Source organism: Chondromyces crocatus (assembly GCF_001189295.1).
GTDB classification, from domain to species: domain Bacteria; phylum Myxococcota_A; class Polyangia; order Polyangiales; family Polyangiaceae; genus Chondromyces; species Chondromyces crocatus.
In genome coordinates, this window is sequence record NZ_CP012159.1 from 4,279,926 (window position 1) to 4,302,466 (window position 22,541).

7 protein-coding genes are annotated in these 22,541 nt (G+C 67.4%); 2 read left to right on the forward strand and 5 right to left on the reverse strand.

Annotated features, from left to right (window positions below):
* Both ung and CMC5_RS15895 read left to right on the forward strand, forming a co-directional pair.
* A complete protein-coding gene (gene ung, locus CMC5_RS15890) occupies positions 1–684 on the forward strand; it encodes a uracil-DNA glycosylase (protein WP_082362518.1) in 684 nt (227 codons plus the stop codon).
* A 7-nt stretch (positions 685–691) separates the two neighbouring features.
* Positions 692–1,474 (forward strand): YkgJ family cysteine cluster protein, encoded by a 783-nt coding sequence (locus tag CMC5_RS15895; protein ID WP_050431228.1) that lies wholly within the window; start codon positions 692–694, stop codon positions 1,472–1,474.
* A 1,024-nt stretch (positions 1,475–2,498) separates the two neighbouring features.
* On the opposite strand, the gene CMC5_RS46505 is transcribed toward CMC5_RS15895, so the two are convergent.
* The 5 genes from CMC5_RS46505 to CMC5_RS15920 all read right to left on the reverse strand — a co-directional run bounded on the left by CMC5_RS46505 (position 2,499) and on the right by CMC5_RS15920 (position 22,280).
* Positions 2,499–7,529: a DUF4215 domain-containing protein gene (locus CMC5_RS46505; RefSeq protein ID WP_218920272.1), complete on the reverse strand. Its 5,031-nt coding sequence runs from the start codon at positions 7,527–7,529 to the stop codon at positions 2,499–2,501.
* A gap of 481 nt (positions 7,530–8,010) precedes the next feature.
* Positions 8,011–11,388, reverse strand: a complete 3,378-nt coding sequence (locus CMC5_RS46510) for a DUF4215 domain-containing protein (RefSeq protein WP_050431230.1) — start codon at positions 11,386–11,388, stop codon at positions 8,011–8,013.
* Between the two features lie 476 nt (positions 11,389–11,864).
* Complete coding sequence (locus tag CMC5_RS15910; protein WP_050431231.1) at positions 11,865–15,239, reverse strand: DUF4215 domain-containing protein; 3,375 nt, start codon at positions 15,237–15,239, stop codon at positions 11,865–11,867.
* Between the two features lie 402 nt (positions 15,240–15,641).
* Positions 15,642–19,367: a DUF4215 domain-containing protein gene (locus tag CMC5_RS15915; RefSeq protein ID WP_050431232.1), complete on the reverse strand. Its 3,726-nt coding sequence runs from the start codon at positions 19,365–19,367 to the stop codon at positions 15,642–15,644.
* A gap of 420 nt (positions 19,368–19,787) precedes the next feature.
* Positions 19,788–22,280 carry a DUF4215 domain-containing protein gene (locus CMC5_RS15920; protein WP_050431233.1) on the reverse strand — a complete coding sequence of 831 codons (2,493 nt, stop codon included), beginning with the start codon at positions 22,278–22,280 and terminating at the stop codon, positions 19,788–19,790.
* Positions 22,281–22,541: the final 261 nt, after the last annotated feature.

Genomic DNA, 22,541 nt, shown 5'->3' on the forward strand with positions numbered 1-22,541 from the left:
GTGAACGTCGACCTGCCCGACTCCTGGATGTCCGTCCTCTCCGACGAGCTGGAGAAGCCCTACTTCAAGAAGCTCGCGACCTACGTCGACGCCGAGCGCGCCGCTCACCAGGTCTTCCCCCCCGAAGGCGACGTCTTCTCCGCGTTCCGGCTCACGCCGTACGAAGAGGTCCGCGTGCTCCTGCTCGGCCAGGACCCGTACCACGACGACAACCAGGCCCACGGGTTGTGCTTCTCCGTGCGACCCGGCATCCCCACGCCACCCTCCCTCGTCAACATGTACAAGGAGGCGGTCGAAGACGTCTCCGGCTTCGAGACCCCGCGCCACGGATGCCTCACCGCCTGGGCCGAGCAGGGCGTGCTACTACTCAACACCGTGCTCACCGTGCGCGCGCACCAGCCCAACTCGCACAAAGGGCAGGGCTGGGAGACGTTCACCGACGCCGTCATCAAGAAGGTGAGCGACAAGCCGGACCCCGTGGTCTTCGTGCTCTGGGGAGGCTACGCGCAGAAGAAAGAGAAGCTCATCGACGCCCGCAAGCACATCGTCATCAAGTCCGCGCACCCCTCTCCCCTCTCGGCGAGGAGCGGCTTCTTCGGCAGCCGCCCGTACTCCAAGATCAACGACGCCCTCACGCACGCGGGGAAGCCCGCGATCGACTGGAAACTCCCGCAAGAGCTGTAGCCTCCCCGTGACGGACGACGGCCGCCGGCCTCCGCGTGCCCTCCCGCTCGCGCAGCCCACCCGCTACACCCCTTCCGTGCTCGAGGGCATCGCCGACGGCGAGCGCGCCGTCCTCGGACCCCTCTTCGGTGGCGGCGAGGTGGGCGTCATCGAGGCCGCCGCGCAGGCCCTCGCCCGTGCCGACGTACTGGTCCAGTCGGCGCGCGAGGCCGAGCCCCCGCCGCAGCCCATCGCCTGCGGTCCCCGCTGCCCGAGCTGCTGCACCTCCAAGGTGCTCGTCCTCGTGCCGGAGGTCCTGCGCCTCGCCGCCTGGCTCCGAGCGAACCGCACGCCCGAGGACCTCGCCGAGCTGCTCGAACGAGTCCGCGCCACCGACGCCACCACCCGAGGCCTGAGCCGGAGCGAGCGCGCACACCGTGGCATCCCGTGTCCCTTGCTCGACGCCGAGGGCTCCTGCTCCGTGCATCCGGCCCGCCCCCTCGTCTGCGCCTCGTGGACCTCGCTCGATCTCGCCGCGTGCCAACGTCACTTCCCCGATCCCCTCCACACCCCCGCACCGCCGTTGCACGCCCCGGGCTACGAGGTGGTGAATGCGGTGATGGCCGGCCTCGGCTGGGCCGCCAAGGAACGCGGCCTCGACGCCACACCCCTCGAGCTCATCGCCGCCCTCCGCATCGCGCTGGAGCGCCCCGGCGCTGGAGCGCGCTGGCTCCGGAAACTCCCCGTCTTCTCGACCGCCCACGATCCGGAGTGGATGGCGGCCAACGGTGGCCCCGTCGGCGTTCCTTAGGGGAGTTCCGCCCACCTTGCACGCGCAGGCGCTTCCACGCCGAACCAGGTGTCCTCCGCTTTTTTTCCGGCAGGTCACGCTCGTGACCGGAAGGAGGCGGCAGCCGACGGAGGGGGGGCCGCCTGCGATCCTGATGCCGGATGCAAGCGCATGCTCCTCGTCCCGCGCGACACCGACGCGGTGGCTGGAGCAGGGACCGGGGTGGATGCACGACGCGACCGTCGAACAGCTGGGCGGTGACGGGAGCGGAGAAAGCGCCGCCGAGGGGCGCGACCGTCACGCCCCAGGGACGCGCTCACCTGGAGGTCGTCCGCCACGACAGAGGATTTGTCGCCCGAAACATGGTCGCGTCGGCGCCCGACGACGGTAGGTCACGCCCGTGACCTGGTCGCATCAGCGGGCGACGCGACCATGTTTCGAGCGTGACCTGGTCGCGTCGCCCGCCAACGGCATCCGGTTCGCATTCACCCACGTGAAACCATCACCGGGCGGCTTCTGGCATGGCGCTGGAGCGGACCTGGGTCCACTGGGACCTGGGGCTGCCGCGCTGAACTCGTCTCTTCAGGATGAAAAATTACGACGATGGAACGAGGCCCCCGACGATGCTGGAGCGCCGGGGTCCCCGCGGACCTGGGGGGTGGCGGGCGTCCTGGCGCCTCGGAGACATGCCGTGTCCCCGCCGTCGTGGTCAGGGAGTTTCAGACGCCATCCAGCATCCTCAGGCGGCGCGCGTCGTCCGTCGTCGCCTCGGCAGGGTCGCCAGCCCACCGAGCAGCACCAGCATGCCCCCTGAGCGCTGCTGCCGTCGTGCCCGGCGACCCGGCACCCGCAGCCGCGCGTTCGTGAAACGCCCGGAGACGGACCGCACGCGACACGATGCGAGGTGGAGAGGCCCGCGCAACGGGGGGACTCACGCGCGGGGTCGTGGGGATTGGAGGGTGTTGCCGCTCTCACGGTCATCCGTGCTCGAAGGGATCGAGGGACGAGCGCCCAGGAGGCGCCCGGCCCTCGCGTTCACGGCGTTTCAGGCAGCCCGTTGCGAGCGCCGACGCCGCCGCGTGACGACCACGGCAAGGCCACCGAGGAACAGCAGCGCACCCGCCTGAGAGCTGCTCTCGATGCCCGCGACGCGGCATCCGCAGCCGCTGTCGTCCTGTGTGTCACCGTCATCCGGCGTGTCGGAACCACCGACGCCGCCGAGCCCGTCGCCGCCAGCGCCGAGGCCACCTTCGCCGCCTCCACCGCCAGCGCCACCAGCACCGAGGCCACCTTCGCCACCAGCGCCACCAGCGCCCTCGCCGCCGGCACCGAGGCCGCCTTCACCCCCGCTGCCGCCCGAGCCGCCGCCAGCGCCGCCCTGGCCTTCGCTGGTGCAATCGGAGGCGCAGCCATCGCCGTCCGTGGTGTTGCCGTCGTCGCAGTCCTCGACCCCTTCCTGGACGAAGCCGTCGCCGCAGGTGGCCTCGACACAGCCATCGACGCACCCGTCGGTGTCGTCCTGGTTGCCGTCGTCGCACTCCTCGACCCCATCACGGACGAAGCCGTCTCCGCAGGTGGCGGTCATGCACGTGTTGAGGCAGCCGTCGTTGTTGCTCTGGTTGCCGTCGTCGCAGGTCTCTCCCGGCTGGACGATCCCATCGCCGCAGGTGGGCAGCGAACAGTTGTTGCGGCAGCCATCGTTGTCGATCGAGTTGCCGTCATCACAAGCCTCGACGCCGGTCTGGACGAAGCCGTCGCCGCAGGTCGCGCTGGTGCAGGTGTTGAGGCACGCGTCGTTGTTGCTCGCGTTGCCGTCGTCACATTGCTCGACGCCCGTACGGACGAACCCATCGCCGCAGGAGGCGACGACGCAGGTGTTGAGGCAAGCGTCGTTGTTGCTCGCGTTGCCGTCGTCGCATTGCTCGACGCCCGTGCGGACGAACCCATCGCCGCAGGAGGCGACGACGCAGGTGTTGAGGCAAGCGTCGTTGTTGCTCGCGTTGCCGTCATCGCACTGCTCGACGCCCGTGCGGACGAACCCATCGCCGCAGGAGGCGGTGACGCAGGTGTTGAGGCAGGCGTCGCTGTTGTTCTGGTTGCCGTCGTCGCACTGCTCGACACCGGCCTGCACGACGCCATCGCCACAGGAGGCGGTGACGCAGGTGTTGAGGCAGGCGTCGTTGTTGTTCTGGTTGCCGTCGTCGCACTGCTCGACGCCGGCCTGCACGAAGCCGTCACCGCACGCGGCGAGCATGCACGTGTTGAGACAGCCGTCTGTATTGCTCGCGTTGCCGTCGTCGCACTGCTCCGGGCCGTTGGCGATCCCGTCGCCGCAGCGCGGGCCCGGGCCGCCACAGTCCGCGCGGCAGTGGTTGTACTGGCCGTTCTGTGGGCCATCGTCACAGGCCTCCCCGGGGCCGACGATGCCATCGCCACACGTCGACGCCGGTACGAACTCGTAGGCGCCCATGTCGAAGGCCGCCCCGTTGATCCCATCCCCGTCCAGTGGTCGCGGGTTGCCGTCGAGGTCGGTGCTCGGCGCTCCCGTCGCCGTGCCCGCGTCGATGCAAGCGCTCGTGCTCTGGAGCCGGAGATTCCCGGGGGCGGCGATGTAGAGGGGGTTGACGGAGAGCGATCCCGTGCCGCCGCCGGCGCCGCTGTAGTCGCTGCTGGAATTTCCCCAGACGTTGGAGTGGGTGACGTTGATCGCAGGGGTGCCCGAAGTCGTGTAGCGGTTGACGCCGATGCCGTTGGCGGTGACGACGCTGTTGGTGACGTTGACCGTCAGGCCCACGCCCGAGCTGGTGCGCGCATAGACGCCATAGCTGTTGTTGGCGTACACCGTGGAGTTGACGACATTGACCGTATTTCCCGCGCCATTGCTGGTGTAGACATAGACGCCGGTGTTGGAGTTGTTGCGCAGGACCGAGTTCGTCACCGAACCCGAGGCGCTGCCCGCGAAGTAGAGGCCGTAGGTGTTGCCGTGGGCCGTCAGACCGTCGAAGGTCTGCGTGCCTTCCTCGATGTAGGCGCCGTAGGTGGCGCGCGTGACGATGGCGTTGAAGAACGAGTTACCGTTCGACGATGCGGCGAGCCGGATGCCCCACCACGAGCCCGCGGAGGAAGCGGTGGCGTCGAGGGTGACGGGCAGCGCGGGGGTGCCAGCGGCGCGGAGCGTGCCGCGCAGGGTCAGCTCGTTGCGACCGGTGTCGAGCCCCGAGCGCATGGCATCGGAGGTGTCGAAGCGCAGGGTGGTCCCTGGCTGCAAGGTGAAGGTGACGCCCGGCGCGACGGTGAGGTCGCCGGTGACCAGGTGGGGTGAGCCCGAGGGGCCCAGGGTCACGTCGCTCCAGAGCACGCCGAGCAGGCCGACGGTGGGATCGCCGGTGTAGGGCAAGGCGCCGATGTCACCACCGTTGCTGGCGGCGAAGCGCGCCGGGGAGTTGGCGGTGATGCGCAGGTTGCCGGGGGCGCTGACGTAGAGGGGATTGGCGGAGAGCGATCCCGTGCCGCCGCCGGCGCCGCTGTAGTCGCTGCTGGAATTTCCCCAGACGTTGGAGTGGGTGACGTTGACCGCAGCGTTGCCCGAGACTGTGTAGCGGTTGATGCCGACGCTGTTGGCGGTGACGATGCTGTTGGTGACGTTGATGGTCAGGCCCACGCCCGAGCTGGTGCGCGCATAGACGCCGTAGGAGCTGTTGGCGTAGAGGGTGGAGCGGTCGACGGTGACGGCATTGGACGAGCCGCTACTGGTGTAGACATAGACGCCGGTGTTGGAGTTGTTGCGCAGGACCGAGTTCGTCACCGAACCCGAGGCGCTGCCCGCGAAGTACACGCCGTAGGTGTTGCCGTGGGCCGTCAGGCCATCGAAATTCTGCTCACCACTCTCCAGGTAGACACCATACGTGGCGCGGGTGATGACGGCGTTGGCGAACGAGCTGCCGTTCGACGATGCGGCGAGCCAGATGCCCCACCACGAGCCTGCGGAGGAAGCGGTGGCGTCGAGGGTGACGGGCAGCGTGGGGGTGCCAGCGGCGCGGAGGGTGCCGCGCACGGTCAGCTCGTTGCGGCCGGTGTCGAGCCCCGAGCGCATGGCATCGGAGGTGTCGAAGCGCAGGGTGGTCCCTGGCTGCAAGGTGAAGGTGACGCCCGGCGCGACGGTGAGGTCGCCGGTGACCAGGTGGGGTGAGCCCGAGGGGCCCAGGGTCACGTCGCTCCAGAGCACGCCGAGCAGGCCGACGGTGGGATCGCCGGTGTAGGGCAAGGCGCCGATGTCACCACCGTTGCTGGCGGCGAAGCGCGCCGGGGAGTTGGCGGTGATGCGCAGGTTGCTGGGAGCGCTGACGTAGAGGGGATTGGCGGAGAGCGATCCCGTGCCGCCGCCGGCGCCGCTGTAGTCGCTGCTGGAATTTCCCCAGACGTTGGAGTGGGTGACGTTGACCGCAGCGTTGCCCGAGACTGTGTAGCGGTTGATGCCGACGCTGTTGGCGGTGACGATGCTGTTGGTGACGTTGATGGTCAGGCCCACGCCCGAGCTGGTGCGCGCATAGACGCCGTAGGAGCTGTTGGCGTAGAGGGTGGAGCGGTCGACGGTGACGGCATTGGACGAGCCGCTACTGGTGTAGACATAGACGCCGGTGTTGGAGTTGTTGCGCAGGACCGAGTTCGTCACCGAACCCGAGGCGCTGCCCGCGAAGTACACGCCGTAGGTGTTGCCGTGGGCCGTCAGGCCATCGAAATTCTGCTCACCACTCTCCAGGTAGACACCGTACGTGGCGCGGGTGATGACGGCGTTGGCGAACGAGCTGCCGTTCGACGATGCGGCGAGCCAGATGCCCCACCACGAGCCTGCGGAGGAAGCGGTGGCGTCGAGGGTGACGGGCAGCGCGGGGGTGCCAGCGGCGCGGAGCGTGCCGCGCACGGTCAGCTCGTTGCGGCCGGTGTCGAGCCCCGAGCGCATGGCATCGGAGGTGTCGAAGCGCAGGGTGGTGCCCGGCTGCAGGGTGAGGGTGACGCCGATCGGGACGGTGAGGTCGCCGGTGACCAGGTGGGGTGAGCCCGAGGGGCCCAGGGTCACGTCGCTCCAGAGCACGCCGAGCAGGCCGACGGTGGGATCGCCGGTGTAGGGCAACGCGCCGATGTCACCGCCATTGCTGGCGGCGAAGCGCGCCGGGGAGTTGGCGGTGATGCGCAGGTTGCCGGGGGCGCTGACGTAGAGGGGATTGGCGGAGAGCGATCCCGTTCCGCCGCTGGCGCCGCTGTAGTCGCTGCTGGAATTTCCCCAGACGTTGGAGTGGGTGACGTTGACCGCAGCGTTGCCCGAGACCGTGTAGCGGTTGATGCCGACGCTGTTGGCGGTGACGACGCTGTTGGTGACGTTGATGGTCAGGCCCACGCCCGAGCTCGTGCGGGCATAGACGCCGTAGGAGCTGTTGGCATAGAGGGTGGAGCGGTCGACGGTGACAGCATTGGACGAGCCGCTGCTGGTGTAGACGTAGACGCCGGTGTTGGAGTTGTTGCGCAGGACCGAGTTCGTCACCGAACCCGAGGCGCTGCCCGCGAAGTACACGCCGTAGGTGTTGGTCTGGGCTGTGATGCCCTGCAACGTCTGCTCTCCCACGGGGATGTAGAACCCATACGTCGCGTTCCGCACCTCGACGTGGTTGGTGTTCAGCACGGCGGATGCCTGGTCGGCGACGACGCCGTACCAGACCCCCGCCGAGCTCCCGGAGCTGGCCTGGAGCACCACAGGGTTCGCGGCCGTGCCGTTCAGGTTCAGCGTCCCGCGGACGGTCAGCTCCACGCGGGAGGGATCCAGTCCGGTGCTCTGCGCGTCCGACGAGGCGAAGCGCACCTGCACGCCCGCCTCGACGGTGAGCGTCGCCCCCGCGGGGACGACCACGTCCCCCTGCACCGTGTAGGGGCTCCCGGCGAGGGTCCACGTCTGGTTGATGACGTTTCCACCGGGGATCGTCGTCTGCGCTGCAGCGCTGCGCGTCATGCCGACGAGCAACGCGAGGGTACACAGCAGACCGAACAAGTAGACCGACAGCGCAGAACGGCGCATCCGTGGCATGAGAGACTCCTCAAGGAAAGAACGAGGCTCGTTAAGGAAAGAACGAGCCTCGTTGGCGGTCGCCGGAGCAGCCCGCACAGAACCGTCCGACGGTATTCGACAGGGAGAACTGTCGCAAGGACGATGGTGTCTTTGCGACCATCCCTGCGCCTTGTGGGACACGAGTTCTACCGCATCCGAGCTTCGCTTAATGGCGAGTGAGGCGCGGCGCCGGTGAGAATGGATTCCGGTATCGCGGACATGGCTGTGCCACGACACACGAATTCGGTTCATCCGACGTCTCACCGTGCACGAATGGGCATCCTGCTCCTGCGTCGCAATGAGCAGGAGTGCGCATCGCAGAAATGTGAATCATCGGGACCACACCTGCGACGAGGGGTCGCTTGCTCAGCAGACAAGGATCCTACGAGAAGGGAAGACGAGCGGGGCGATGAGAGGAAAGGCGGGTCACTCGGGCGACCCGCCTTCGGTCCTGGCGCGGTCACGCGGCCAGCTTCACGCGACGGCGCCGTGCCACCAGGGCAGCCAGGCCACCCAGCACCAGCAGCGCGCTCCCTTGCGGACTGCGCTTGCTGCCGGCTGCGCGGCAGCCGCAGCCCCCGTCATCCTCGACATTGTCGCCATCCTGCCCGCGGGAGCCGCCGACGCCGCCGAGCCCGTCGCCGCCCGCGCCGAGGCCACCCTCACCGCCTTCACCCCCGGCGCCCCCAGCGCCAGCGCCCCCAGCGCCGAGCCCGCCTTCGCCCCCGCTGCCGCCCGAGCCTCCGCCAGCGCCGCCCTGGCCTCCGCCAGCGCCGCCCTGGCCTTCGCTCGTGCAGGTCGCCGAGCAGCCATCGCCGCTCGTGGTGTTGCCATCGTCGCAGTCCTCGACCCCTTCCTGGACGAAGCCGTCGCCGCAGACCGCCTCGACGCAGCCCTCGACGCACTCGTCGGTGTCGTCCTGGTTGCCGTCGTCGCACGCCTCGACGCCATCGCGGACGAAGCCATCGCCGCAGGTGGCGAGCATGCAGGTATTCAAGCAGCCGTCGTTGTTGCTCTGGTTGCCGTCGTCGCAAGCTTCCCCTGCCTGCACCACGCCATCGCCGCAGCCTGGCAGCGCACAGTTGTTGCGGCAGTCGTCGTCGTCGATCGGGTTGCCGTCGTCACAGGCCTCGACCCCGGTCTGGACGAAGCCATCGCCGCAGGTCGCGCTGGTGCAGGTGTTGAGGCAAGCGTCATTGTTGCTCTGGTTGCCGTCATCGCACTGCTCGACGCCGGTCCTGACGAAGCCGTCGCCGCAGGTCGCGCTGGTGCAGGTGTTGAGGCAAGCGTCATTGTTGCTCTGGTTGCCGTCATCGCACTGCTCGACGCCGGTCCTGACGAAGCCGTCGCCGCAGGCCGCGTTGACGCAGGTATTGAGGCAAGCGTCGTTGTTGCTCTGGTTGCCGTCATCGCACTGCTCGACGCCGGTCCTGACGAAGCCGTCGCCGCAGGCCGCGTTGACGCAGGTATTGAGGCAAGCGTCGTTGTTGCTCTGGTTGCCGTCGTCGCACTGCTCGAAGCCGGCCTGGACGAAGCCATCGCCGCAGGAGGCATTGACGCAGGTATTGAGGCAAGCGTCGCTGTTGCTCTGGTTGCCGTCGTCGCACTGCTCGAAGCCGGCCTGGACGAAGCCATCGCCGCAGGAGGCATTGACGCAGGTATTGAGGCAAGCGTCGCTGTTGCTCTGGTTGCCATCGTCGCACTGCTCGACGCCGGCCTGGACGAAGCCATCGCCGCACGCGGCGAGTGTGCACGTGTTGAGACAGCCGTCCGTATTGCTCGCGTTGCCGTCGTCGCACTGCTCCGGGCCGTTGGTGATCCCGTCGCCGCAGCGCGGGCCCGGGCCGCCACAGTCCGCGCGGCAGTGGTTGTACTGGCCGTTCTGTGGGCCATCGTCACAGGCCTCCCCGGGGCCGACGATGCCATCCCCGCATATCGACGCGGGCATGAACTCGTAGGCGCCCATGTCGAAGGCCGCCCCGTTGATCCCGTCCCCGTCCAGCGGTCGCGGGTTGCCGTCGAGGTCCGCGCTCGGCGCCCCCGTCGCCGTGCCCGCGTCGATGCACGCGCTCGTGCTCTGGAGCCGGAGATCCCCCGGGGCGGCGACGTAGAGGGGGTTGACGGAGAGCGAGCCGGTGCCCGCGGTGACGCCGGAGTAGTTGCCGCTCGAGTTCCCCCAGACGTTGGAGTGAATGACGTTGACCACGGCGTTGCCTGAGGTCGTGTAGCGGTAGATGCCGGTGCTGTTCTGGGTGATGATGCTGTTGGTGACGTTGACGGTCAGGTCCACACCCGAGCTGGTGCGCGCATGGATGCCATCGGCGCTGTTGCCGTGGAGGGTGGAGTTGACGACGTTGACCGTGTTTCCCGCTCCGCTGCTGGTGGAGATGTGGACACCGGAGCCGGCGTTGTTGCGCAGGAGCGAGTTCACCACCGAGCCGGACGCATTGCCTGCGAAGTAGACGCCGTGGTTGTTTCCTTGCGCGACCAGGCCATCGATGTTCTGCGTGCCTTCTTCGACGTAGACGGCGTAGGTGGCGCGGGTGACGATGGTGTTGAAGAACGAGTTGCCGGAGGACGATGCCGCGAGACGGATACCCCACCACGCGCCGATGGAGGTGCTGGAGGAGGTAATGGTGACGCGCTGTGCAGGTGTTCCCTCGGCGCGGAGGCTCCCGCGCACGGTCAGCTCGTTGCGGCTGACGTCGAGCCCCGAGCGCATGACATCGACGGGGTCGAAGCGCAGTGTGGTACCCGGTTGCAGGGTGAGGGTGACGCCCGGCCCAACGGTGAGGTCGCCAGTGACCAGGTGGGGTGAGCCCGAGGGGCCCAGGGTCAGGTCGCTCCAGAGCACGCCGAGCAGGCCGTTCGTCGGATTCCCGGTGTAGGGGAGAGCGCCGATGTCACTTCCGTCGCTGGCAGCGAAGCGCGCCGGAGAGTTGGAGGTAGGGCGCGGGTTGCCGACATCGTTGACATAGAGGGGGTTCGCGGAGAACGAGCCAACGCCGCCGGAGGTGCCGCCGTAATTGATGGGCGAGTTGTTCCAGACATTGGAGTACGTGACATTGACCGTAGGGTTGCCCGAGACCGTGTGCCTGTAGATGCCGTAGTTGTTGTTGGTGACGATGCTGTTGGTGACGTCGACGGTCAGGACGACGCCAGGGCTGGTGCGCGCAAAGACCCCGTACTCGCTGTTGGCGTGGACGGTGCAATGGTCGATGGTGACGGAACTTGCAGAGCCGCTGCTGGGGTAGACATTGACCCCAGCGCTGGTGTTGTGGCGCAGGATCGAGTTCGTCACCGAACCGGACGCACTGCCCGCGAAGTAGATGCCGTAGCGGTTGGTATGGGCCGTGATGCCCTGCAGGGTCTGTTGACCCACGAGGAGATGGAACCCATACTCCGCGTGTCGCACGTTGACGTGGCTGGTATTCAGCACGGCGGACGCTTGGTCGGCGACGACGCCATACCAGAGCCCCGCCGAGCTACCGGAGCTGGCCTGGAGCACCACCGGGTTCGCGGCCGTCCCGTTCAAGTTCAGTGTCCCGCGGACGGTCAGCTCCACGCGGGAGGTATCCAGCCCGGAGGTTTGTGCGTCCGTCGAAGCGAAGCGCACCTGCACGCCGGCCTCGATGGTGAGCGTCGCCCCGGCGGGGACGACCACGTCCCCTTGCACCGTGTAGGGGCTCCCGGCGAGGGTCCACGTCTGGTTGATGACGTTTCCACCGGGGATTGTCGTCTGCGCTGCTGCATTGCGCGTCATGGCGACGAGCAGCGCGAAGGTACACAGCAGACCGAATACGTAGACCAGCAGCGCAGAACGGCGCATCCACGGCATGAGAGGCTCCTCGAAACAGCGATGCTCGTTGGCGATCGCTGAAGCTGAACACACAGACGGGGCGACCGTATTCGAATGGGAAGGCCATCGCAAGGACAGGGGCGCGACGCTCGTCCCTCTTTCCGCTCGCATTCGCACGCGATTGGTTGTTGGTCAAAGCAAGAGAGCCAGCCATCACGGTGAGCTTCGGCTTCGCTCGAAATCGAGCGAAGCGCTGCGCTGGTGCGGGGGCTTCAGGTTTCGCTGGCTTGGCCTCTCCGTGGCGCTCGCCTGTGCATCACGAGCCACCTCACCATGCACGATCGTGCATCGCTGCATCGCAGTGCGCAGGAATGCGAGTCGCAGGAATGAGAATCGCGAGAACGCGAGCCGCCGTCACGATGTCTGCGAGGAGGGGTCGTTCCAGCCGTGGACAAGGAGGGTCGGGGGTGGGAAGGCGGGTCACCCGGGGCGACCCGCCTTCGGTCCTGGCGCGCTCAGGCGGCCAGCTTCACGCGGCGCCGCCGTGCCATCAGGGCAGCCAGGCCACCCAGCAGCAACAGGGCGCTCCCTTGCGGGCCACGCTCGCTGCCTGCGGCTCGGCACCCGCAGCCACCGTCGTCTTCGACGTCGCCGTCGCCCTGGCCTCCGGAGCCGCCGACGCCGCCAAGTCCGTCGCCGCCCGCGCCACCTGCGCCGAGGCCGCCTTCACCCCCGGCGCCGCCAGCGCCACCTGCGCCGAGGCCGCCTTCGCCACCGCTGCCGCCCGAGCCACCGCCAGCACCGCCCTGGCCTTCACTCGAGCAGGTGGCCGAGCAGCCATCGCCGCTCGTGGTGTTGCCGTCGTCGCAGTCCTCGACCCCTTCCTGGACGAAGCCATCGCCGCAGGCGGCCTCGACGCAGCCTTCGACGCACTCGTCGGTGTCGTCCTGGTTGCCGTCGTCGCACTCCTCGACGCCGGTCCTGACGAAGCCGTCGCCGCAGGAGGCCACGATGCAGGTGTTCAGGCAGCCATCATCGTTGCTCTGGTTGCCGTCGTCGCACGCCTCCCCTGGCTGCAGCACGCCGTCACCGCAGCCCGGCCGCGAGCAGTTGTTGCGGCACTCGTCGTTGTCGATCTGATTGCCGTCATCACAGGCCTCGACGCCGGTCTGGACGAAGCCGTCACCGCAGGTCGCGTTGGTGCAGGTGTTGAGGCAAGCGTCGTTGTTGCTCTGGTTGCCGTCGTCGCACTGCTCGACGCCGGTCCTGACGAAGCCATCGCCGCAGGCGGCGTTGGTGCAGGTGTTGAGGCAAGCGTCGTTGTTGCTCTGGTTGCCGTCGTCGCACTGTTCGACGCCGGTCCTGACGAAGCCATCGCCGCAGGTGGCGGGCACGCAGGTGTTCAAGCAAGCGTCGTTGTTGCTCTGGTTGCCGTCGTCGCACTGCTCGACGCCGGTCCTGATGAACCCATCGCCGCAGGTGGCGTGGGCACAGGTGTTCAAGCAAGCGTCGTTGTTGCTCTGGTTGCCGTCGTCGCACTGCTCGACGCCGGCCCTGGTGAACCCATCGCCGCAGAAGGCCGGGATGCAGGTGTTCAAGCAAGCGTCGTTGTTGCTCTGGTTGCCGTCGTCGCACTGCTCGACGCCTGCCTGCACGAACCCGTCCCCGCAGGCCGCCATCATGCAGGTGTTCAAGCAGGCATCGGTGTTGCTCTGGTTGCCGTCGTCGCACTGCTCGGGGCCATTCGTGATCCCGTCACCGCAGCGCGGCCCGAGCCCGCTGCAGTCCGTCCGGCACCGGCCGTACTGCCCGTTCTGCGCCCCATCGTCGCAGACCTCGCCGGGCCCCACCACGCCATCACCGCACACCGACAGGCCGACGAACTCGTAGGCGCCCATGTCGAAGGCGGCGCCGTTGATCCCGTCGCCGTCCAGCGGCCTGGGGTTTCCGTCGAAATCCACGTTCGGCGCGCCCGACGGCGTCCCCGCGTCGATGCACAGGCTCGTGGACTGCAACCGGAGATCGCTCGCGCCCACGTACAGCGGGTTCGCCGAGATCGACCCTGTCCCCGCCGTGACGTTGGTGTAGTTGGTCGTGTTGCTCCACACGTCGGAGTACGTGACGTTGACGGTGGGGTTCCCGCTGGTCGTGTAGCGGAAGATGCCGGTGCCGTTGCTCGTGAAAATGGAGTTGGTGACGTGCACCGTCAGCGATGCGTTCGTGGCTCCCCGCACGTACAAGCCAGTGGTGCTGTTGGCGTACACCGTGCTGTTGATCACGCGGATCGTGCTGCTCGTCACGGTGCTGACGTAGGCATAGATCCCGGTGTGGGTGTTGTTGCGGAGGATCGAGTTGACCACCGAGCCGGCGGAGCCGCCCGAGAAGTAGACCCCGTACGTGTTGGTCTGGAACAGCGAGCGGGTCACCGAGGCCGTTGCGGTACCGACGACGTAGACCCCGTAGCTGTTGTTTCGGGCCGTCAGTGCGTCGACGGCGTGGTTGGGGTTGTCGATGTACAGGCCGTACCTGGCCCTGGAGATGGCGATGTTGGAGGTCACGCTCCCGGTCGAGGTCGGCCTGAGGTGAATGCCCCACCACGCGGGGGTGTTGGAGCTGCTGCTGTCGAAGGTGATCGGCTGAGCCACCGTCCCTGCGGCGTTGAGCCGCCCCTTCACATCCAGCTCGATCTCGGTCGTGGCCTCGCCCGCGCCCATCGCGTCGCTCGATCCGAAGCGCAGCGTGGTCCCCGGCTGCAAGGTCAAGGTCACGCCGGGGGCGATGGTGAGGTCACCGGTCACCGCGTGAGGCGAGCCGGAGGCGTCGAGCGTCCGGTCGTTCCAGAGCACCCCCAGGAGACCGCTCGTGGGATCCCCCGTGTAGGAGAGCGCGCCGATGTCGCCACCCGTATCGGAGGCGAAGCGCGCTGGAGAGTTCGAGGTGAGGCGCAGGTTCGACGCGCTCACGTACAGCGGGTTGGCCGAGAACGTGCCAGTCCCCTCGGTGACGTTGGTGTAGTTGGTCGTGTTGCTCCACACGTCGGAGTACGTGACGTTGACGGTGGGGTTCCCGCTGGTGATGTAGCGGAAGATGCCGTTGCCGTTGTTCGTGACGATGCTGTTCCTGACAGCGTAGGTCAGCGAGATGCCGGACCCCGACCGCACGTAGATCCCGTTCGTGCTGTTGCCGCGCACCGTGGAGCCGACCACGGAAATGGTGCTCTGCGTGCCGCTGCTGACATAGGTGTAGATGCCGGTGTGGCTGTTGTCCCGCAGGACCGAGTTGTTCACCGAGCCCGAGGAGCCGCCGGCAAAGTAGACACCGTACGTGTTGTTGCGAAGCGTCGCGTAGTTCACGGACGCCGCAGCGGTGCCAGCGAGATAGACCGCGTAGGTGTTGGTGTGACCCGTGACGGAGTTCAGGACGTGGGTCCCTTCGCTGAAGTAGAACCCGTACCGCGCGTTCTGGATCTCGACGTTGTTGATCGCGAGCTGCGCGCTCGCCCCCTCGGCAACCACGCCGTACCAGAGCGCGGCCGTGGTCCCCGAGATCGCGCGGAAGAGGATCGGGTTGGCCGCGGTCCCGTTCAGGTTCATCGTCCCGCGCACCGTCACCTCGACCTGAGAGGTGTCCTGGCCGGTGCCTTGCGCGTCCGACGTGCTGACGTGCACCTGGACGCCCGCCTCGATCGTGAGCGTCGAGCCGGCCGGGATCACGATGTCGCCTTGTACCCGGTAGGGGCTCCCCGCGAGGGTCCAGGTCTGGTTGATGATGTTCCCGCCGGGAATGGTCGTCTGGGCCAAGGCATTGCCCGTCAGACCGACCAGCAATGCCACCGTACAGAGCAGACCGAACAGGAAGGCGGAAAGCGCGGAGTGGCGCTTCAAAAGCATGAGAGCTCCTCGAAGAATGTACAGGGGGGCGGGGTGCGCGGTGCGGGTGCGTACGCGGACCACGATCGACCGGCGACCCTATTCCAGCAGTCAATCGTGTGCAACGACGATGGCCCTGCTCGAACGCCAGAGAACGCGCATGCACCGGCCTGAAGGCATGGCGGTGCCATGGGGTATGCCGGAGAGCAGGGCGCAGCCCGTACGGTGTGCCGGGGAGCAGGGCGCAGCCCGTACGGTGTGCCGGGGAGCAGGGCGCAGCCCGTACGGTGTGCCGGGAAGCAGGGCGCAGCCCGTACGGTGTGCCGGGGAGCAGGGCGCGAGTTCGTGGAATACGAGGTCATTGGAAGGCGCACGCAGGGAGTGCGGCGCCTTCCTGTGGGTCAGCGTCGAGCGAGAGGAATCTCAGGCGGCGCGCTTCACCCGCCGCCGTCGCCCGACCATGGCCGCCAGGCCGCCCAGCAGCAGCAGCGCGCTTCCTTGCGAGGTGCTCTCGCCGCCTGCGGCGCGGCACCCGCAGCCGCCATCGTCCTCGGCAGCCCCGTCACCACCGCTGGTCGAGCCCCCGGATCCACCGAGCCCAGCGCCTCCGTTGCCACCGGCACCACCGAAGCCGCCACCAGCGCCCCCGAAGCCGCCACCAGCGCCACCGAAGCCGCCAGCCCCCCCGAAGCCGCCACCGGCGCCCCCGAAGCCGCCACCGGCGCCCCCGAAGCCGCCACCGGCGCCCCCGAAGCCGCCACCGGCGCCCCCCTGGCCTTCACTCGTGCAGTCGGCGGCGCAGCCGTCCCCGCTCTCGTCGTTGCCGTCGTCGCATTCCTCGACCCCCTCCTGGACGAAGCCATCACCGCAGGTGGCCTCGACGCAGCCCTCGACGCACTCGTCGGTGTCGTCCTGGTTGCCGTCGTCGCACTCCTCGACCCCATCCCGGACGAAGCCGTCGCCGCAGATAGCGAGCATGCAGGTGTTCAAGCAGGCGTCGTTGTTGCTCTGGTTGCCGTCGTCGCAAGCTTCCCCCGCCTGTACCACCCCGTCTCCACAGGTGGGTAGCGAGCAGTTGTTGCGACAATCGTCATTGTCGATCTCATTGCCGTCGTCACAGGCCTCGACGCCGGTCTGAACGAAGCCATCACCGCAGCTGGCATTGGTGCAGGTGTTCAAGCAGGCGTCGTCGTTGCTCTGGTTGCCGTCATCGCACTGCTCGACGCCGGTCTGGACGAAGCCATCACCGCAGCTGGCAGGCACGCAGGTATTCAAGCAAGCGTCGTTGTTGCTCTGGTTGCCGTCATCGCATTGCTCGACGCCGGTCCTGACGAAACCATCACCGCAGCTGGCAGGCACGCAGGTATTCAAGCAAGCGTCGTTGTTGCTCTGGTTGCCGTCATCGCATTGCTCGACGCCGGTCCTGACGAAACCATCACCGCAGCTGGCATTGGTGCAGGTGTTCAAGCAGGCGTCGTCGTTGCTCTGGTTGCCGTCGTCGCACTGCTCGACGCCGGTCTGAACGAATCCGTCGCCGCAGCTGGCATTGGTGCAGGTGTTCAAGCAGGCGTCGTCGTTGCTCTGGTTGCCGTCGTCGCACTGCTCGACGCCGGTCTGAACGAATCCGTCGCCGCAGGTCGCCGCCATGCAGGTGTTCAAGCAGGCGTCGTCGTTGCTCAGATTGCCGTCATCGCACTGCTCGACGCCGATCTGGACGAAGCCATCGCCACAGGTGGCGTGGACGCAGGTGTTCAAGCAGGCATCGGTGTTGCTCAGGTTGCCGTCGTCGCACTGCTCGACACCGGTCCTGACGAAGCCGTCGCCGCAGAAGGCGGGGACACAGGTGTTCAAGCAAGCGTCGTTGTTGCTCTGGTTGCCATCGTCGCACTGCTCGACACCAGCCTGCACGAACCCGTCGCCGCAGGTCGCCACCATGCAGGTGTTCAAGCAAGCATCGGTGTTGCTCTGGTTGCCGTCATCGCACTGCTCGGGACCGTTCGCGATCCCGTCCCCGCAATGCGGTCCGAGCCCGCTGCAGTCGGACAGACACCGGCCGTACTGCCCGTTCTGCGCCCCGTCGTCGCAGACCTCGCCTGGCCCCACCGCGCCATCGCCGCACACGGATGGGCCGACGAACTCGTAGGCGCCCATGTCGAAGGCGGGGCCGTTGACGCCATCGCCGTCCAGCGGCCTCGCGTTTCCGTCGAAATCCGTGTCCGGCGCGCCCGAAGATGTCCCCGTGTCGATGCACGGACTCGTGGACTGGAGCCGGAGATCGCTCGCGCTCACGTACTGCGGGTTGGCCGAGATCGTCCCAGCTCCTGCTGCGACGCCGGTATAGTTGGGCGAGTTGCTCCACACGTCGGAGTACGTGACGCTGACGGTGGGGTTCCCGGAGCTCGTGTAGCGAAAGATCCCGGTACCGTTGTTGGTGACGATGCTGTTGGTGACGTGCACCGCCAGCGTCGTGTTCGCCCCTGCATGCACATACAAGCCGTAGGTGGCGTTGGCGTAGACGGTACTGTTGATCACGCGGACGGTGCTGCTCACCGCATTGCCGATGAAGGTGTAGACGCCGGTGTTCGTGTTGTTGCGGATCACCGAGTTGACGACCGAGCCCGAGGCGCCGTTCGTGAAGAAGGCCCCGTAGGTGTTGTTCTCGAGCCGCGAGCGGGTCACCGAGGCCGTCGAGGTGCCCATGACATGGACCCCATACGAATTGTTCTGGGCCGTCAGGGCGTCGACGACATGGCTCGGGTTGTTGATGTGCAGACCGTATCGGGAGCGGCGGATCGTGATGTGCGACGTCACGCTCCCCGTCGAGGTCGGTCCGATGTTGACGCCCCACCAGGAGGGCGTGGCGGAGCCTGCGGACTCGAAGATGATTGGCTGGGTCAGGGTCCCCGCGGCGAGGAGCCGCCCCTGCACCTCCAGCTCGCCAAGGGCCGGGTCCTCTCCAGCGCCCATCGCGTCGGTCGTCGCGAAGCGCAGTGTCGTCCCTGGCTGCAAGGTCAACGTCACGCCGGGGGCGACGATGAGGTCACCCGTGACCGTGTACGGCGATCCCGATGCGTCGAGCGTCCGGTCGTCCCAGAGCACGCCCAGCAGGCCGGTCGTGGGATCCCCCGTGTACGGGAGCGCGCCGATGTCGCCACCCGTGTCGGAGGCGAAGCGCGCAGGAGAGTTCGACGTGAGGCGCAGGTTCGACGCGCTCACGTACAGCGGGTTGGTCTGGAGCAGCCCCGCCCCTGAGGTGATGCCTCCGGTCGTGTTGGTCGTGTTCCCCCAGACATTGGAATAGGTGAGGCTGACAGAAGGGTTTCCGGTGACGGTGTAGCGAAGGAGGCCGGTGCCGTTGTGCGTGACGATGCTGTTCCTGACAGCGAAGTTCAGCGAGGCCGAGGGCGCAGCTTGCACGTAGATCCCGTGCGTGGTGTTCGCGTACAGCGTGCAGCCGAGCACGCTGATGGTGCTCTGCGCGTCGCCGGTGATCTGGCTGTAGATGCCGGTGTTGGTGTTGTCCCGGAGGATCGAGTGGTTCACCGAGCCCGAGGAGCCACCCGTGAAGTAGACGCCGTGGGTGTTGTTGTTGAATGTCGCGTGATTCACCGTCGCCGTTGCCGTGCCGGTGACATGAACCGCCTGGGTATTGTACTGGCCGGAGACGTGATTCAGGACGTGGCTGCCTTCACTGAAGTGGAACGCATACCGCGCATTCTGGATGTGGACGTGGCTCACGTTGAGCTGAGCGCTCGCTCCATCGGTCAGAACGCCGTACCAGAGCGATGGTGTCGTGCTGTTCGAGGTCGCCCGGAAGCGGACCGGACTGGCCGCCGTGCCGTTCAGGTTCAGCGTTCCGCGCACCGTCACCTCGACCCGACCGGAGTCCAGGCCGCCGCTTTGCGCGTCCGTCGGGGTGACGTGGACCTCGACGCCTGCCTCGATCGTGAGCGTCGAGCCAGCCGGGATCACGATGTCGCCTTGCACCCGGTAGGGGCTCCCCGCGAGCGTCCAGGTCTGGTTGGCGATATTTCCGCCAGGAATGGTCGTCTGGGCCGAGGCATTGCGGGTCAGACCGACCAGCAATGCCACCGCACACAGCAAGCCGAAAAAGAAGGCGGAAAGCGCCGAGCTGCGCTTCAAAGGCATGAAAACTCCTCGAAGGATGGGCGGCGTGACGCTCATGGGATCACGAGGGCGGACCACGACGGCCGACCGGCGACCCTATTCCAGCAGTCGATCCTGCGCAATGAAGATGGCCCTCTCGAAGGCCAGAGGATGCACATGCGTTGCGCTTGAAAACGGAGCGCAGCGCATGTGCGGAGCCTGAAAACATGTTGCAGTGCATACGAGGAACCTGAAATCAGGTTGCAGCGCATACGAAGGGGCTGAAGTCAGGTTGCAATCCATCCGCTGGGCCTGAAAACAGGGCACAGCCCATACGCCGGTCCTGAACCCCGGGCGCGAGGTCGCTGGATCACGAGGCCACGGGAAGACGTTTGCGGGAAGTGGAGCACCCGCCATGGCACCAGCGTTCCCCAGAGCATCCGCGTCCAGGTGAAGAGAGTCTCAGGCGGCGCGCTTCCCCTGTCGTCGCCGCCCGACCATCGCTGCCAGGCCGCCCAGCAGCAGCAGGGCGCTTCCCCCCTGCGAGCTGCTCTCGACGCCCGCTGCACGACATCCGCACCCACCATCGTCCTCGGCAGCCCCGTCGCCGCCGCCGCTGTTCGAGCCTCCGGTCCCTCCGAGCCCAGCGCCACCGCTGCCCCCAGCGCCTCCGCCAGCGCCGCCAGCGCCGCCAGCGCCGCCAGCGCCGCCAGCTTCGCCAGCGCCGCCAGCGCCGCCAGCGCCGCCAGCGCCTCCGCCAGCGCCTCCCTGACCTTCACTCATGCAGTCGGCAGCGCAGCCATCCCCGCTGGCGGTGTTGCCATCGTCGCAGTCCTCGACGCCTTCCTGGACGAAGCCGTCGCCGCAGGCGGCTTCGACGCACCCCTCGACACACCCATCGGTGTCGTCCTCATTGCCGTCGTCACACGCCTCGACGCCCTCCTGGACGAACCCGTCACCACACGTCGCGAGGATGCATGTGTTCAAGCAGCCGTCGTCGTTGCTCTGGTTGCCATCGTCGCAGGCTTCCCCCTGCTGCACCACGCCGTCGCCACAGCTCGGCAGCGCGCAGTTGTTACGGCAGGCATCGGTATCGATCGGGTTGCCGTCGTCGCACTGCTCGACGCCGACCTGCACGAAGCCGTCGCCACAGGTCGCGGTGACGCACGTGTTCAGACACGCATCGCCGTTGCTCTGGTTGCCGTCGTCGCACTGCTCGACGCCAGCCTGCACGAAGCCGTCGCCGCAGGTCGCGGTGACGCACGTGTTCAGACACGCATCGCCGTTGCTCTGGTTGCCGTCGTCGCACTGCTCGACGCCAGCCTGCACGAAGCCGTCGCCACAGGTCGCGGTGACGCACGTGTTCAGACAGGCATCGCCGTTGCTCTGGTTGCCGTCGTCGCACTGCTCGACGCCAGCCTGCACGAAGCCATCGCCGCAGGTCGCGGTGATGCAGGTGTTCAGGCAGCCATCATTGTTGCTCTGATTGCCATCGTCGCATTGCTCGACGCCGACCTGCACGAAGCCGTCGCCACAGGTCGCGGTGACGCACGTGTTCAGACAGGCATCGCCGTTGCTCTGGTTGCCATCGTCGCACTGCTCGACGCCCGACTGCACGAAGCCATCTCCGCAGCTTGCGGTGGTACAGGTATTCAGGCAGCCGTCATGGTTGCTTTGATTGCCATCGTCGCATTGCTCGACGCCGGCCTGCACGAAACCGTCGCCGCAGGTCGCCGTGACGCACGAGTTCAAGCAGGCATCGCCGTTGTTCTGATTGCCATCGTCGCACTGCTCCGGACCATTCGTGATCCCGTCGCCACAGCGTGCTCCGGGCCCTCCGCAATCCGAGCGGCAATGACCATACTGCCCATTGAGCGGACCATCGTCACAGGCTTCGCCTGCACCCACGAGCCCGTCACCGCAGACTGGCGGCGCAGGGCGCTCGAAGGCGCCCATGTCGAACGCGGCTCCACCGACTCCATCCCCGTCCGCGGGCCGAGGACTCCCGTCGAAATCGTGGCTGGGCGCCCCCGTCGCCGTCCCCGCATCGATGCAAGCGCTCGTGGGCTGGAGCCGCAGGTTTCCCGGGGTCGCCACGTAGCGCGGATCGACCGAGAGGGTGCCCGTCCCCGCGGTGACCGCGGCGTAGTTGGCGATCGTGTTACCCCACACGTTCGAATGGGTGACGTTGACCGACGAAGGCCCGGAGCTGGAGCCCGAGTTGCGCTCGAGGCCCCTGGCGTTGCTCGTGATGATGCAGTTCGTGACGTTCACGAGCACGCTGAAGCCGGTCGTCGCGCGCGTGTACACACCGCTGCTCGTGTTGGCGTGGATGGTGTTGTTCACGAGGTCGATGTTGCCCGCCGCGTTGCCATCCCGGAGGATGAAGATGGCCGAGCTGTTGTTGCGGAAGACCGAGTTGGTCACCCTCCCCCAGGCGCCTCCACGAAGGTAAGCGCCGATCTGGCTGCTGTGGACCAGGAGGCCGTTCAGCGTGTGCTGGCCATCCATGAGGTAGAAGGCGTGCTGCGCGTGCCGCAGCTCGGCGTGCTGCACGTGCATCGAAGCCGTGGGCTCCTGCGCCACCAGCCCGTACCAGCGTCCTGACGTGTCAGCCGCGGCGGAGCGGAACACCACCGGCCTCGCCGCGGTGCCGTTCACGGTCAGCGTCCCGCGCACGATCAGCTCCACGAACTGCGCGGCCAGTCCGCTGTTCGTCGAGTCCGTCGTGGCGAAGCGGACCTCGGTGCCCGCCTCGATCGTCAGCGTCGCACCGGCCGCGACCACGACGTCGCCCTGCACCGTGTAAGGGCTCCCTGCGGGGGTCCACGTCTGGTTGCCGAGGTTCCCCGCCGGGATCGTCGTCTGCGCCGCAGCGCTGCCCGAGAGCCCGACGAGCAGCGCGCACGACCACGGAAAACACAATGACGACCGCGTGGCTCGACGCTTCAGCATGCGACACATCCAGACGTGGGAGATAGACCTCGGGCACCGTCGACGGGACGGACCGAACCGGCGGCGAACCTAGGGGATGGGGAGGGAGGTCGCAATGCGCTCGTCCCTTCCCGGAGCGTGATCCGCACGGCGTCGTGAGCGGTGGCCCACGGCGGGAGTCGCAGGAATGCAATTCGTGGAGGGGAGAGATGCAGGAATGCGATTCACGGAACGTGGAATCGCAGGAATGCGATTCGAGGCCAGGGAGTCGCAGGAATGCGA

What these genes read in the sequence shown, in the direction of transcription:
- CMC5_RS46505 (WP_218920272.1), bottom strand. Translation starts at nt 7,529, where the DNA reads ATGCCACGGATGCGCCGTTCTGCGCTGTCGGTCTACTTGTTCGGTCTG.
- CMC5_RS46510 (WP_050431230.1), bottom strand. Translation starts at nt 11,388, where the DNA reads ATGCCGTGGATGCGCCGTTCTGCGCTGCTGGTCTACGTATTCGGTCTG.
- CMC5_RS15910 (WP_050431231.1), bottom strand. Translation starts at nt 15,239, where the DNA reads ATGCTTTTGAAGCGCCACTCCGCGCTTTCCGCCTTCCTGTTCGGTCTG.
- CMC5_RS15915 (WP_050431232.1), bottom strand. Translation starts at nt 19,367, where the DNA reads ATGCCTTTGAAGCGCAGCTCGGCGCTTTCCGCCTTCTTTTTCGGCTTG.
- CMC5_RS15920 (WP_050431233.1), bottom strand. Translation starts at nt 22,280, where the DNA reads ATGCTGAAGCGTCGAGCCACGCGGTCGTCATTGTGTTTTCCGTGGTCG.